This is a genomic window from Saprospiraceae bacterium (assembly GCA_016710235.1).
In the GTDB taxonomy this organism is placed as follows: Bacteria; Bacteroidota; Bacteroidia; order Chitinophagales; family Saprospiraceae; genus Vicinibacter.
On sequence record JADJLG010000001.1, the window covers coordinates 2,736,281 to 2,750,615 of the forward strand.

Below are 14,335 nucleotides of genomic sequence, written 5' to 3' on the forward strand. Positions count from 1 at the left end.
AAACATTATCTTTGCGAATCAAATACAGTCAATATGATTACGAATAAATCACAAATCATAGCTCATCCTTGGCATGGTATTTCGGCAGAATTGGAAGGCTGTCGGATAAATGCAATTGTTGAGATTTCAAAAGGTATGAAATCAAAGTATGAGATTGACAAGGATTATGGATTGATCAAGCTGGATAGAGTCTTACGTACATCATTTCAATATCCTGTGAATTATGGATTCATTCCACAGTCACTTGGGGATGATGGAGATCCACTTGATATTTTAATTCTCTCCCAAGTGGATATTGTTCCTTTATGTCTCGTTCGTGCAAAAGTAATCGGTGTGATGCATATGGACGATCGCGGCAAGAAAGACGACAAAATTATTGCTGTGGCTAATTTTGATCCTAGTGTTAATTTCATGGAGAGCATTCGCGATTTGCCTGACTTCTGGACTGCCGAATTAAAACACTTTTTTGAACAATATACCGTACTGGAAAATAAAAAAGTAATCGTAGACGAATTTGATGATAAGGAAATTGCCTTAGTGATAATCGAAGAAGCACTCCAATTGTATCGAACTTTATAACTTATTCACGTTCAATTTTTTGAAGACAATAATGTTTAGTTCTATAGAGAATCGGGTACATTGATTCCGATATTGGAATTGGTCTGATAATGTAGTTAATTTGAAAATTTTTGTTCCATACTGAAAGTGTAGAGTCCGGCGTTTTTGCCAAATGTAAATCTGCTAATGAGTTCAGATTTAACATTGATCTCCTGTCGTCAATATTGATATTATATATAGATTGAATACGTTCGTACCACTTTAAAAGGAAAGCAGGGTGGTGGGCTATGGATTTATAATCTACATAGCATGACCTCTTGGCAATGGTTTTGAAATAAGTAAAATTTTGAGGGATAATGAATAAATCACCTTTGGAACTGATCCTGCTTGCATTCTCTGAAATTTCAATTTGCTCCTTTAGAAGCAATTGAGTTTCCTGATGTAAGTATTTTCCGGCGATTACCCAGGTGAGTATTAATATTAATACGCCCACTGTTATAAAAATTTCCCAACTCCTAATTTCTAATTTAAAATTGCTTTGAATAAATATCCAGGTAATCGCGGCTACTGCCACAATGGAGAAAAATTCCAACCAGACTGAACTGATTAATAATACTGAATTGGTCAAAAATTCGATAGAAAAAATTGTCAAGCCTAGACTATAAAGGATTATCAATCCTAAACCTCCTGTGATGACTCCCATTATGCCACGATTATATTTTCTGAAATACGCAATTGAGATAGTGCAGAGTAGGATGAAAATGAACCAATGTATTGCTCCTTGGTATTGTGGATAAAAATGGTGACCGATCCTGAATTCAAGGATTTGGGCAACCAAAGTAGAATTTATATTGATCGGTTTAGATGAGCGAAGCAAAAAGTAAACATAAGGTATGAAAAATAGAAAGAAAATTGTACTGAGCTTTATTAGCTTCCGTATGTTATTTCGAATATTTCCCTCTTTAAAAAGCATGTACAGTGAATAATAAATATAACCATGCATGCCACATACTGGATGGATGTAAGCTGCGAGGGTAATCAGTATGATAGCAATAATATATCGTTGAAGTAGAATGACATAAAAAGCAAAGGTGAGTATCGAAAAAGAAAAAAATGAACTGACAGGGACATTGTTATACAGCTCGTTCATCCCTATACTTGTCAAATGCGAAAAACTGCAATACAATAATGTAAAAACAACGGATATTCTTATACTTTCTAAGAAGTAATTGAAGATTAAAATCATGGAACTGATCATCAGCAAAGCAAAGAAGATAAAAAGAAAATATGATGTAATTTCAATTGAGAATGGTGAGTAATGAAAGATATAGAGAAGTGTACTTCTTTCAAAAAACTTGAGGTCCCATACATAATTCAAGTAAAAGTCCTTTGAATAAAGTGTTGGATCTTCCCATTTGAGGAGATATGGTATCACTTCTACCATATCTTCTCCTGATATATTAATTCCTTTAAATAAGCAAAGTATGAAAAGTACTAAAGTTGACCACAATAGGACACGATAATTGCGGATTCCATCCATCAGCTTATAAGTAGTATTACAATGCTCTTACGATATCGTACTTAGTTATCACATGATAATTGCCAATATGATCTTTGGTAATTACACCAGGTATTTTTTCTTCAAAAAAATAATTCAATTTTTTTAAAGGAAGGTCTAGTTCTACTTGCGGCATAGCGTCTGTCATGATGGATCTGACCTCCTTTTCCGGGTGTTGCTGCGGGTTTTCAAGAATGAATTTCAATATGGCATTTTCAGACACAGTGCCGATGATTTTTCCCTCATCTGATAGTACAGGTAATTGCGAAATATCATATTGTTTCATGATTTGCAATACAGAATGGATGTTTTCTGAAGCTTTGGTGGAGAAGAATGATTTGTCTTTTTTGTTTCGGATCAACTCCTTAACGGTTAGTTCTTCATTTAGAAATCCTCTTTCACGCATCCAATCATCATTGTAGATTTTACCTAGATATCTGCTGCCATGATCATGAAATATGAGGACTACTAAATCTTCTGGCTTTAAGCTTTGCTTGATCTGGTGCAAACCCGCTAATGTAGAACCTGCTGAATAGCCTAAGAGGAGTCCTTCCTCTTTTGCTAAACGGCGACATGCCAGAGCAGCCGATTTATCATCGACTTTTTCAAAGTGATCCATGACTTTGGGATCAAGATTCGCAGGAATGGTATCCTTTCCAATACCCTCAGTGAGATAAGGATAAGATTCTTTCATATCTACTTCACCTGTTTCTATATACTTTGTGAGTATTGATCCATAAGTATCGATACCAATGATTTTGATATTTGGATTTTTCTCTTTCAGATACCGTGCTATTCCTGTGATTGTGCCACAAGTCCCGGCACCTACTAATACATGGCTCACTTTTCCATCAGTTTGTTCCCAGATCTCTGGACCTGTTGTTTGGTAATGTGCCTCCCAGTTCGCTAAATTGTCATACTGGTTAAACCAATATGAATTGGGAATTTGTTTACTGAGCCTTTCTGCAACAGAGTAGTACGATCTAGGATCTGAGGGTTCAACTGCTGTGGGACAGACTATAACTTCTGCACCCATTGCCTTAAGCATGTCGATTTTTTCCTTGCTCTGTTTATCATTAGTAGTAAAGATGCATTTATATCCCCTGACTACTCCAACTAGAGCCAGGCCCATACCAGTATTGCCTGAAGTACACTCGATGATTGTTCCTCCAGGTTTGAGCTTACCTTCTTTTTCGGCAGCATCGACCATACTGACAGCCATGCGATCTTTTATAGAATGTCCTGGATTGAAAGTTTCTACTTTGGCTACAACTTTTGCTGAAATATCGTCTACGACCCTGTTCAGTTGGACGATGGGAGTATGACCTATGGTTTCAAGTATGTTTTTTGCTATTTTCATAATAATTCAAATGAATGGACGCAAAGCTACCATTATACCTAGGGAATTCAAAAATACAAGCAATATTTTAGAGGATTTGGTCCACTGATTTCGATTTGTCCTGAATTCCCAAATGTTTGACAGAGAGCCACAGCTTAATTTAAAATTATACTTGTGCTAAACCAAACTTGCAATGAATAGTCTATGATCCATCAATTTTCGAGAAACATTAAGATCAAATTAATTAAAAATGAATAATAGTTAGAAAATAAATCTGTTGAAATTTTTATTGCGACATGAACAGATTATTTTGATTGTATTTGTTCTAATGTTGTTTTACAATAATGCACTCATTAAAATTACTGTGGATCAACATCGCAAATGACCCTTACCGAGCTAAATCCGCCTTGAGAATGAAGTCGAGCAATTTCAAGTTGAGTTTGCTTTTTAATATGTTCAATCATCTCTTTGTTGCGTTCAATTTTAATCAATATTTCCCGGACAAACAAGTTGTTTACTCGTCCAATGACTGGTTCGGCAGGACCAAGGATTCTCATCTTTCCAAATTCTTTAATCAGGGCATTTGCTAAATTCTGTGCAGCGAGCTCAACTACCGTGACTTGTCGATGCAATAATTCTAATTTGATGAGTCGGACAAAAGGTGGATAATTAAATTTCTGTCTTTCAGCTATTTCTCGCTTATAAAATGTTTCAAAATCCGATTTTTGCAAATCAATAACCACCGGGTGATTGAGTGAATAGGTTTGGACAATAACTTGGCCTTGAATCTCTCTCCTGCCACTGCGGCCACTGACCTGAGTGATGAGTTGAAATGCTCTCTCATTTGCACGAAAATCGGGGTAGTGCAACAGTTGATCCATATCCGGAATGGCTACAAGTCCCACTTTTTCAAAATCAAGTCCTTTGGAAATCATTTGGGTGCCCACCAATATGTCAATTTCTCCTGCCTCAAATTCTGAGAATATTTCTTGTTGTTTTTTTCTGGTTCTTGCATTCTCCAGATCCATTCTTTGGATCACTGCACTGGGAAATATATCTTGTAATTCTTCTGCAATCTTCTCAGTACCCAAACCTTTTTCGAGTAATGTGGAATTATTGCATTGAGGACATTTTGAAGGAATAGGTCTTTGTAAATTGCATATATGACACTTGAGTTTGTGCTGTATCTTATGTAAAGTCAAATGGATGTCACAACGATCACACATCGCCTCCCAGTTGCAGTTCACACATTTTAGAACTGGAGCATACCCGCGCCTGTTTTTGAAAACAATGATCTGTGATTTTTTTTCGAGATGGCTGCGCATGCTGTCAAGCATTACGCCGGAAAAATGCGTATGGAAAGGAGCAGTATTATTGGATTCACGAAGTGAGACCATCTTCAATTCTGGCAAAGCAGTTGATCCAAATCTTGTAAGTAGCTGAGCAAAACCGATTTTTTGAGATTGAGCCAACATAAATGATTCAATGCTTGGAGTAGCAGATCCCATAATCATTTTGGCACCTGAAATTCTACACAGCTTTAGGGCAGCATCCCTTGCAGAATATCTTGGCGCTGGTTCTGATTGTTTAAATGAACCATCATGCTCTTCATCAAGTATGATAAGGCCAAGATTTCCGAATGGTATGAACAATGAGGATCGCGCTCCAAGCACGACGATATTTTGATGCCTTGCAGCCCTCCATACTCCCGCTTTCTTCAAATCACTGATTCCTGAATGATATTCGATCAAATGCTCGGGAAAATATGTTTTAAGTCTTTTGAATAGTTGAGACGTCAATGCAATTTCTGGCAGTAAGTAAAGTACTTGCTGACCTTGATTCAGTGCTTCTTGAATGGCTTTGATATAAATTGCGGTTTTGCCACTTCCTGTAACGCCATGCAACAGGGATGCACCATATTGCATCATTCCTACTTTTAACTTAGAGTATGCTAGTTCTTGTTCTTCACTAAGAACGATATTTGTTTCAGGCGAGCTTATATTCGGAATTTCAAAAATGTCAAGGAGTTTTTCTTCAAATATTTCAATGTGAACTAGTTTATCAATAATGGATTTGCTCACTTTAGCATCATTCTGAAAAGCAATGGCTCTGATCCAATTTTGATTTCTTTTTTCAGAGGATTTCAAATAAAACAAAACTGCACGTGTTTGTAACTTGCTTTTTTGTATTTGGAGAAAAATTTCATTTAATTTATTTTCATCTTCTTGCAATTTTCTATTCAACTGAATCCACCTCACTTTTTTGAAAGATTTCGATTCCTCAAATGAATCAAACAAAGAAATCCAGTTTTTCTCAATCATTTTTTGAATAATCGGAATGATCCTTTCTTCTTGAAGTAAAGATTGAATCTCTTGTATGGTCAATTGATTTTTAATGTCTAATGCTTCAAGGATGAGGTACTCAGCATCACTGCATTCCACGGGGATTTCAGAGGTTTCAAGTAATCGTAATACCTTTTGTTGACTTTCTACTTTGAGCACAGCGGGCATGGCTGCATTCATAACTTCACCAGGTGTGCACATGTAATATTCCGACATCCATTCCCAAAATTGAAGATGTGTAGCATCAAGTAAGGAGTGTTCGTCAAGTAAGCTTAGTATGGGTTTTGTTTTTGTCTGATTGGTACTTTGGAATAAAGCAACTACAATGCCCGTGTAGTTATCGGATAGTTTCCGTTTTAAATATCAAAAGCGTAAAAACTAAGAAAATAATTAGAGTAATAACTTCTTGAATAATTTTGAGCTGGATCAATGTAAATGGTCCACTATTTCCACTATAACCTATGCGATTGGCTGGTACTTGAACGAGATATTCAAAAAAAGCAATTCCCCAGCTAAAAAGTATGATCGAAAACAAGCCCCACTTTGCGAAATAAGGAACTGACTTAAGTTTAAGGTGTAGATACCAAGCACAAGTCATAAAAATATTTGCCAGAATCAATAATCCAATGGTAATTAACGATTTTTGGCTCATACGATAGTCAAAGATAAAACAATATGTAGTACGATGACACTATAAGTGTGCAATTGACCAATCTGGTGTAAACTTCATGGGCAAAAAATTCGTTTAGATATGAACTATATCGTACTTCAGCGACAGAAGAGGTATTCTACCAAAAAAAATCACATTTATGAGGTTGGATACAATAATTCCTTGCCTATGCTCCAACGAAGTAAAGTTTAAAGCCAAAAATTAAAACTGGTATTATTCTTGTTCCGTTGGTTTGAGTTGAAGAAGAAACCAACTTAAGCCAAAACAAAACAAACAACTTAATGCAATAGCCATAATTCTTATTTTATAGATAAACTAATCGAACTGCAAATATAACATATTAAATATAATTATAATATGTTGATGAATTATTTTTACTCAAATTGTTAAAATATTAATTTTGAAATCATGAAATTGAAACACAGATTACTAATAATGGGGTGGGTGATACTCAGTTTAAGCCCAGTTTTTGCGCAAATTCAGACACCAGCACCGAGTCCGCTTGCGAAACTCGAACAAAAAGTAGGATTAGGTACAATCAGTGTTGAATATTCCCGACCTGGAATGAAAGACAGGCAAGTGTTTGGAGGCCTAGTTCCTTTTGGTAAGGTGTGGCGCACCGGTGCAAATGCTTCCACGAAGATAAGCTTCAGTGAAGACGCAATTATTGAAGGAAAAAACCTACCTAAAGGCACCTATTCATTGTTCACTGTGCCCGGGCCGGAAAAATGGGATATTATTTTTTATACTGATGCGAATGTTTCCGGAACGCCAAAGGTATGGGAAGCATCTAAGGAGGCTGTTCGCGTTACTGTACCGGTGGAAATTATTCCGTATACATTCGAAACTTTTCTCATTGACATCAATGATATCAAATCAGATGCTGCCACTCTTTATATTATATGGGAAAATACACTCGTTGCTGTAAAAATTAAATTTGATGTCGATACAAAGGTCATGAGCAATATTGACAAGGTGATCTCCGGCCCTGGTTCTGATGATTATTACCTTGCAGCCAGATATTACTACGATAATGCTAAAGACTTGAATGTGGCGCTCCCTTGGGTGCAAAAGGCCAATCAAATGGATCCAAAATTTTGGAAACTTCGATTAGAATCTTTAATCCTTGCCAAACTGGGACGTAAAACAGAAGCTATAGAAGTGGCAGAAAAGTCAAAAGCCTTAGCTATTGAAGCGGGAAATGACGATTACGTAAAAATGAATTCCGACTCGATTCTAGAGTGGAAAAAATAGTTTTGAGTGATGACGAAGGACAAATCAATCCAATCTTGATAAAGCTTTGGCTATTCTAGAAACAGCGAGATTGATTTGTTCTTCTGATATTGAATAGGATATCCGGATACAGTTTTGAGCCCCAAAAGCGCTTCCACTGACCATAGCAACATGGGCTTCGTTCAACAAATAATATGTCAGGTCATCCGCATCTTTGACGAGCTCATCTTTAGGTGTTTTTTTGCCAAAATCAGCACTGACGTCAGGTAAAACGTAAAAGGCTCCTTCAGGACTACTACATTTCCAGTGCGGTAACGTCTTGTGAATTGCAGCTAGTAAAGTATCGCGCCTTTTCCGAAATATGTCGCGCATTTCTACACAAGCAGACGTATTTTGAATTGCGGTAATTCCGGCTTTCTGCACAAAAGAACCCGCTCCAGAAGTATATTGACCTTGAATTTTTATACAGGCATCTGCTAGATATTTAGGAGCACCCATATAACCGAGTCTCCAACCGGTCATAGAAAATGCTTTCGAAAAACCGTTGATAGTCACTGTTCTGTCAATCATACCGGGATAAGAACCAATGCTGATATGTTTTTCATCAAATATTATTTGTTCATAAATTTCATCTGATACCACAACCACTTGTGGATAATTTTGAAGTGCCTTAACCAATTTTTCGAAGAATTCATGATTAAATACAGTCCCGGTTGGGTTGCATGGAGAAGAGTATACGATTAGTTTGGTTTTATGTGTTATAGATAAAGTAATTGATTAAATGCTGGGTACAAAATTATTGGCGACTGTTGAATCTATAACCACAGGAATACCACCATTCAACTTAATAATCTCATAATACGAAACCCAATAAGGCGCCAGCAGGATGACCTCATCGCCATAATCCAAGGTAGCACTGCAAAGATTAGCAAACGCTTGTTTTGCACCATTTGACACTACGATTTGTTCAGGTGTATATTGTAAGCTGTTTTCAGTCTGAAATTTATTTGAGATTGCCTGACGTAATTCTATCAAGCCGGCGACCGGAGTATATTTAGTGGCCCCATTGAGTAGCGCAGTGATTGCGCTTTCTTTTATAAATTCCGGAGTATCAAAGTCTGGTTCTCCCAATGAAAGATTTATAACATTCATTCCATTTTGACTTAATTCTCGCGCAGCTTGGGCCATTTTTAAAGTGGCTGATTCCGTCAGATCCAATACCCTTTGTGATAATTTGATCATAATTATGTGCTTACTTTTCTAAGCCTGTCTTACTCAATTCTATCAAATCGACAATATTCTAAGGCTTCGATTAAAAGTTCAAAAGTATGAAAACAAAAAAGGAAGCGTTCTATGAACACTTCCTTTTTTATTTTAAAAAAATATACTTTATTCTACAACGAATCTGATCGATCTCATTTCGCCATCAATGTTTAATTGGGCAAAATAAACCCCATTACCAAAGTCCTTTGCAGTTACCGTAATATTCTGTTTGCCACTTAGCTTACCAAAGTCTTGGACAAATACAGTAGATCCTAAGTCATTATAGACTTTCAGGCTAACTGGAAGCTCTTTTTTCAAAGTAAATTGAAGTTGAGTTTTATCTGAGACTGGATTCGGGCTTAATGACAGTCCTGTATTGGTTTCAAAAACATCTTTCGTTCCAACAACACAAAGATTTCCATTTGCCAACATTTCATCTATACTGGTCGACTGTGCATTCTGGATGTGGCCATCACCATCAAACAATAAAGTTACTACGTTCAATTTGTTAGATCTCTGTCCGGAAGGAATTGTATAAGTATAAGTATAATTTACTTTATCCCCTTTTTGCAAAACATCCGGCAAACTATTAGGGGTACCGTAGAAAGGCCCTAAGATAGCCCGAGCAACTTGATCATATTGCATTCTCGAAGCAGGTACTATGCTTGGTAGCTTTTCATAACCGCCCATGACACCTCGTGTGCCTCCTGCATATGCATTACTTTGAGCATATCCAGAAGCTGTACCTTTGACACTATCCTCTGTGATTACACAGTTCAATTTATATCCCGGAGGAGCATCTTGTAGGAATTCTGTGGTAACACATATCGTAAGTTCTCGTGTAGCTGAATTAAATGCACCTGAATTGGTGATTTTGGCTACAGGAGCAACTACTAAGTTTTCCAACATGGGCTTCTCAACTTCTGAAGGGTCAATCACTGAATTTCTATCTAGGGCAATTGTGGGATACGATCCTCCTACGTAAGCAGAGAATGGCCCATCATATTCAGATATTGTCATTGGATCTCCATTGTGAACGGCGATACCGATGAAATGCTTAGGGTAAGTCTTGCTCATTGAATCCAAATAAACCGCTCCTCTCGGGCAAAATTGACACCATGTACCGGTAGCTTCTTCTGTAACAGATCGTTTAAATGGAGCAGCTGTATAGCCTCTTGTGTTCAATCTGGCTGTATCGTTGGTCACATCATTGTCACTTTTTCCGTTTATATTGCTAATAAATGCTGTCACTTGCGCATCACCGTCAACTAGAATATAAGATTTTGGATGAGTGACAGCCAAAGTACCGAGCGTTGGTATATTAGATGTAAAAGAAGCTTTTTCAACTTGAAGTCCATTTTGGAAAGTTACATCAAATGATTTTACAGTGTCTAATCCAATATTTCTTACTAATAATGAGATATTCCCGGAATTTCCTGCGAGTCCATATTCCCTACCAGAAATTCTATTTGCATTCAAATCTAATTGCTTAAAAGTAGCTTCTGTATAACTATAACTCACATCATCTACGTAATAAAGCGAAGGACCGCCGTCATTAACAGGAAAAATATCCATTGCATAAAGGGAATTTGTAGGGTTTGCGAACGAACCAACTTCTAGGTCATCAATAAATACTTTCCAAACATTAAGAGTCAGGTCAATTTTTGCCGAAATCTTAAACCATGTATCGAGAGGAAATGATCCATCTCCAACTTGCAAATTTGTGGAATTTCCAATTGTTAATATGCCTGCATCGCTCAAATATGCGCTAAGTGCCCAAGTCGTTCCTATTGGAGTCACTGCTTGAAAGTTGAAATAAGCGCCATTTCCGGCAACAACATACATCCACATTTCAAAATTGAATGTACCTGCATTTTTTGCAGACGGGAAAAAAGGCAATACCAAATCAGTTGGCCCACCGGTTGTAAGATCTAATGCTTCAAATTTTGCAGATTTCTTTCCACTATGCGCGATGTCTTCAGAAATTTGAGCATCTTCTTCTGTACCCGGTTTGTTAGCCCAAGTAGTCCATTTATTGTTACTTTGAGCAACAAATGCACCTGTTGCATAAGCTTCAAAGTCATCTGAGAAAGTAGTATTTTGGCTATATAATGGTAGATAAGCCAAAATAACAAGGAATAAAAAAAGTAAATTTCTATTAATCATAATCTTTTGTTTGCCGCTAAATTAATAAATACTGATTTATAGTATTTAGAAAAATACTAAATATCCTTACATTATTAATTAAATAATATATAGATTGCTAATAATTAATTAATTATAAATAAATATTTTTTTGTTTAAATGGTGATTATTGTAATTTAATTTAACAATGTACGCACCAGGTGTCATATTTGCACAACTCACCTTTGAAATATTAACGCCTCCTTTCGGATAGTGAGTTACCAACAATTGTCCTGTGATGTCAAACAATCGGAATTCAAGTCCTTCAGGCCAAGCAAGTTTTGATCTGATAATTATATCTTCTCCAATTTGGAATACCTCTTCAGATCCAAAAGCATATTTACCTCCATTCGTGATACAATCAGGTGACTTATATTCAATAGCTTTACAGCATGTTGGATGATCATTTTCACAAATTTTTATCAATTCATAATCCTTTCCACTTTTCTTTACATGATTAATCACTACTGGTAAATCTTTCAATAGTCTGTAGGCAATTAAACCGTTTCTATCAAAAACATCAAAGCCTGAATTCGTAAATCCTTGGTACTTGAAATTAATTTTTAAATTATAATCATCCGGGCTATTACAATCTAATACTACTGCTTCGATATCATAAATTTTACACTCTACTGAATCTTTTTCACAACAAATCTTGCCAAATTCGATCACTAACTTACAATTTTCTTTCTTTTGATCAGTAATGACAAACTCATACTCTTTGTGACAATCTGCAACAATATTTTCCAATTTTATTGGTAATTTATTGTAACTAAAAGTGCCATATTGAACTCCATTCCCTCTAAGTGTAAAGGAATCTGAAGTGTTGGAATATTTAAAATTGAAAAACAAATCAACTTTTTGTAAATCATTACAATCTGACTTTTCAATTTTTAAATCAGACAATTTACATGCATTGTTTTCACAGCAAACTTTGCCGAGATTGTATTCCAGCCTGCAGTCTTCTTTATGGCAATCAATGATGACGAATTCATAGTTCGTAGTGCAATCCCCTGCGAGTGGCCCAATTTTCACAGGTAGCTGCGAGTATTTAAATTCTCCGTAATCATGACCATTTCCCCTGACGCGGAAACAGTCCCCCGATCCTTGATGGTTAAATTTGAAAAAGACAAAAAACTTTTGATCGTCGTTGCATGCTGTTTTTTCTACTTGGAGTTCGGATAATTTACAATCAGAGGATTCACAGCAAACTTTGCCGAGATTGTATTCCAGCCTGCAGTCTTCTTTATGGCAATCAATGATGACGAATTCATAGTTCGTAGTGCAATCCCCTGCGAGTGGCCCAATTTTTACAGGTAGCTGCGAGTATTTAAATTCTCCGTAATCATGACCATTTCCCCTGATGCGGAAACAGTCCCCCGGTCCTTGATGGTTAAATTTGAAAAAGACAAAAAACTTTTGATCGTCGTTGCATGCTGTTTTTTCTACTTGGAGTTCGGATAATTTACAATCAGAGGATTCACAGCAAACTTTGCCGAGATTGTATTCCAGCCTGCAGTCTTCTTTATGGCAATCAATGATGACGAATTCATAGTTCGTAGTGCAATCCCCTGCGAGTGGCCCAATTTTTACAGGTAGCTGCGAGTATTTAAATTCTCCATAATCATGTCCATTTCCCCTGATGCGGAAACAGTCCCCCGATCCTTGATGGTTAAATTTGAAAAAGACAAAAAACTTTTGATCGTCGTTGCATGCTGTTTTTTCTACTTGGAGTTCGGATAATTTACAATCAGAAGATTCACAGCAAACTTTGCCGAGATTGTATTCCAGCCTGCGTTTTTTATGGCATCATGAGGTGTGCGCCATTTTTTGGAGTCTGATGGTTATTTGAAAAGACAAAAACTTTTGATCGTCGTTGCATGCTGTTTTTTCTACTTGGAGTTCAGACAATTTACATGCATTGTTTTCACAGCAAACTTTGCCGAGATTGTATTCCAGCCTGCAGTCTTCTTTATGGCAATCAATGATGACGAATTCATAGTTCGTAGTGCAATCCCCTGCGAGTAGCCCAATTTTTACAGGCAGTTGAGAGTATTTAAATTCTCCATAATCATGTCCATTTCCCCTGATGCGGAAACAGTCCCCCGATCCTTGATGGTTAAATTTGAAAAAGACAAAAAACTTTTGATCGTCATTGCATGCTGTTTTTTCTACTTGGAGTTCGGATAATTTACAATCAGAGGATTCACAGCAAACTTTGCCGAGATTGTATTCCAGCCTGCAGTCTTCTTTATGGCAATCAATGATGACGAATTCATAGTTCGTAGTGCAATCCCCTGTGAGTGGCCCAATTTTCACAGGCAGTTGAGAGTATTTAAATTCTCCATAATCATGTCCATTTCCCCTGATGCGGAAACAGTCCCCCGATCCTTGATGGTTAAATTTGAAAAAGACAAAAAACTTTTGATCGTCATTGCATGCTGTTTTTTCTACTTGGAGGTCTTTGATCGAACATTCCAAAGAATCGCAACATACTTTTGCAAGTTCTCCAACAATTTTGCAATCCTGAAAGTGACAATCTTGGATGACAAACTCATAAGATGATTTGCAATCACCTTTAAAGGAATCAAGCGCGATAGGAAGCAAGGAATATTTAAATTCTCCATAATCATGTCCATTACCTTTTATGCGAAAGCAATCGCCCGGACCTTCATGTTTGAAATCCAGTTCTGCCTTGAAGTAATCATTAGAATCACATGCTAAGGGTTTGATTTTTAATTCAGATAATTTACAGTCAGACTGAGCCAGACCAAAAACGAACCAGCTAAAAAAAATAATAAATGGAATGATTGATTTCATGGCAATATTGCTTTTATTCTAAACTTCTGAATAATATTTGGTCTAAAGTTATTCATTTCTTCTTATTTTAAAGAGATAATATTCATTTAATGTAAATATACTCATAATCAATTGATTATGAATTATATAATACTTATATTTGTAAATAACACATAAACAGTATATTATAAATATTTTTAATTAATATAAAAAAAATAAAAAAAATGGCTTGGTTTTCTAATTGGTTTTATACTTTTGTGGTTGAATAGTTATGTTAAATGGCGTAACATATTATAACTACGTATAATAGGAAAGTAAGGACGAAGCAAACCATTACTTAATTTATTGTGTAGTTTGATTCTGGCTTTTAGCTTGAATGTTGTTTGCAA

At 36.3% G+C, this 14,335-nt stretch carries 9 protein-coding genes and 1 pseudogene; 2 read left to right on the forward strand and 8 right to left on the reverse strand.

The annotated features are described in order from the left end of the window. Nucleotides 1-57 precede the first annotated feature (57 nt). The gene (locus tag IPI99_10875) at nucleotides 58-579 is read left to right on the forward strand and encodes an inorganic diphosphatase (GenBank protein ID MBK7341021.1); all 522 of its coding nucleotides are present in this window, start codon (nucleotides 58-60) and stop codon (nucleotides 577-579) included. Nucleotide 580: 1 nt separating this feature from the next. Here IPI99_10875 and IPI99_10880 read toward each other — a convergent pair whose 3' ends face one another. From IPI99_10880 to IPI99_10895, 4 genes are all read right to left on the reverse strand, one after another. Next, nucleotides 581-2,098, reverse strand: a complete 1,518-nt coding sequence (locus tag IPI99_10880; protein ID MBK7341022.1) for a hypothetical protein — start codon at nucleotides 2,096-2,098, stop codon at nucleotides 581-583. 16 nt (nucleotides 2,099-2,114) lie between these two features. Then, nucleotides 2,115-3,476 carry a pyridoxal-phosphate dependent enzyme gene (locus tag IPI99_10885; protein ID MBK7341023.1) on the reverse strand — a complete coding sequence of 454 codons (1,362 nt, stop codon included), beginning with the start codon at nucleotides 3,474-3,476 and terminating at the stop codon, nucleotides 2,115-2,117. Between the two features lie 338 nt (nucleotides 3,477-3,814). Continuing rightward, nucleotides 3,815-6,013, reverse strand: a complete 2,199-nt coding sequence (gene priA / locus IPI99_10890) for a primosomal protein N' (protein ID MBK7341024.1) — start codon at nucleotides 6,011-6,013, stop codon at nucleotides 3,815-3,817. Between the two features lie 121 nt (nucleotides 6,014-6,134). After that, nucleotides 6,135-6,449 (reverse strand): DMT family protein, encoded by a 315-nt coding sequence (locus tag IPI99_10895; protein ID MBK7341025.1) that lies wholly within the window; start codon nucleotides 6,447-6,449, stop codon nucleotides 6,135-6,137. A gap of 426 nt (nucleotides 6,450-6,875) precedes the next feature. Here IPI99_10895 and IPI99_10900 point away from each other — a divergent pair, with 426 nt between their 5' ends. Further along, nucleotides 6,876-7,721, forward strand: a complete 846-nt coding sequence (locus IPI99_10900) for a DUF2911 domain-containing protein (GenBank protein ID MBK7341026.1) — start codon at nucleotides 6,876-6,878, stop codon at nucleotides 7,719-7,721. A gap of 24 nt (nucleotides 7,722-7,745) precedes the next feature. On the opposite strand, the pseudogene IPI99_10905 reads toward IPI99_10900, so the two are convergent. The 4 genes and pseudogenes from IPI99_10905 to IPI99_10920 all read right to left on the reverse strand — a co-directional run bounded on the left by IPI99_10905 (nucleotide 7,746) and on the right by IPI99_10920 (nucleotide 13,967). After that, nucleotides 7,746-8,942 (reverse strand): annotated as a pseudogene (locus IPI99_10905) (pyridoxal phosphate-dependent aminotransferase). A 147-nt stretch (nucleotides 8,943-9,089) separates the two neighbouring features. Further along, on the reverse strand, nucleotides 9,090-11,129 hold the full coding sequence (locus tag IPI99_10910; GenBank protein MBK7341027.1) for an Omp28-related outer membrane protein: 2,040 nt from the start codon (nucleotides 11,127-11,129) through the stop codon (nucleotides 9,090-9,092). A gap of 108 nt (nucleotides 11,130-11,237) precedes the next feature. After that, nucleotides 11,238-12,182 carry a T9SS type A sorting domain-containing protein gene (locus IPI99_10915; protein ID MBK7341028.1) on the reverse strand — a complete coding sequence of 315 codons (945 nt, stop codon included), beginning with the start codon at nucleotides 12,180-12,182 and terminating at the stop codon, nucleotides 11,238-11,240. A gap of 774 nt (nucleotides 12,183-12,956) precedes the next feature. After that, nucleotides 12,957-13,967, reverse strand: coding sequence for a hypothetical protein (locus tag IPI99_10920; GenBank protein MBK7341029.1), 1,011 nt, complete (start codon nucleotides 13,965-13,967; stop codon nucleotides 12,957-12,959). Nucleotides 13,968-14,335 lie beyond the last annotated feature (368 nt).

Bases quoted from the DNA above. Each gene is read 5' to 3' on its own strand.
- IPI99_10880 (MBK7341022.1), bottom strand. From the start codon at position 2,098: ATGGATGGAATCCGCAATTATCGTGTCCTATTGTGGTCAACTTTAGTA.
- IPI99_10885 (MBK7341023.1), bottom strand. From the start codon at position 3,476: ATGAAAATAGCAAAAAACATACTTGAAACCATAGGTCATACTCCCATC.
- priA (MBK7341024.1), bottom strand. From the start codon at position 6,013: ATGTCGGAATATTACATGTGCACACCTGGTGAAGTTATGAATGCAGCC.
- IPI99_10895 (MBK7341025.1), bottom strand. From the start codon at position 6,449: ATGAGCCAAAAATCGTTAATTACCATTGGATTATTGATTCTGGCAAAT.
- IPI99_10900 (MBK7341026.1), top strand. From the start codon at position 6,876: ATGAAATTGAAACACAGATTACTAATAATGGGGTGGGTGATACTCAGT.
- IPI99_10910 (MBK7341027.1), bottom strand. From the start codon at position 11,129: ATGATTAATAGAAATTTACTTTTTTTATTCCTTGTTATTTTGGCTTAT.
- IPI99_10920 (MBK7341029.1), bottom strand. From the start codon at position 13,967: ATGAAATCAATCATTCCATTTATTATTTTTTTTAGCTGGTTCGTTTTT.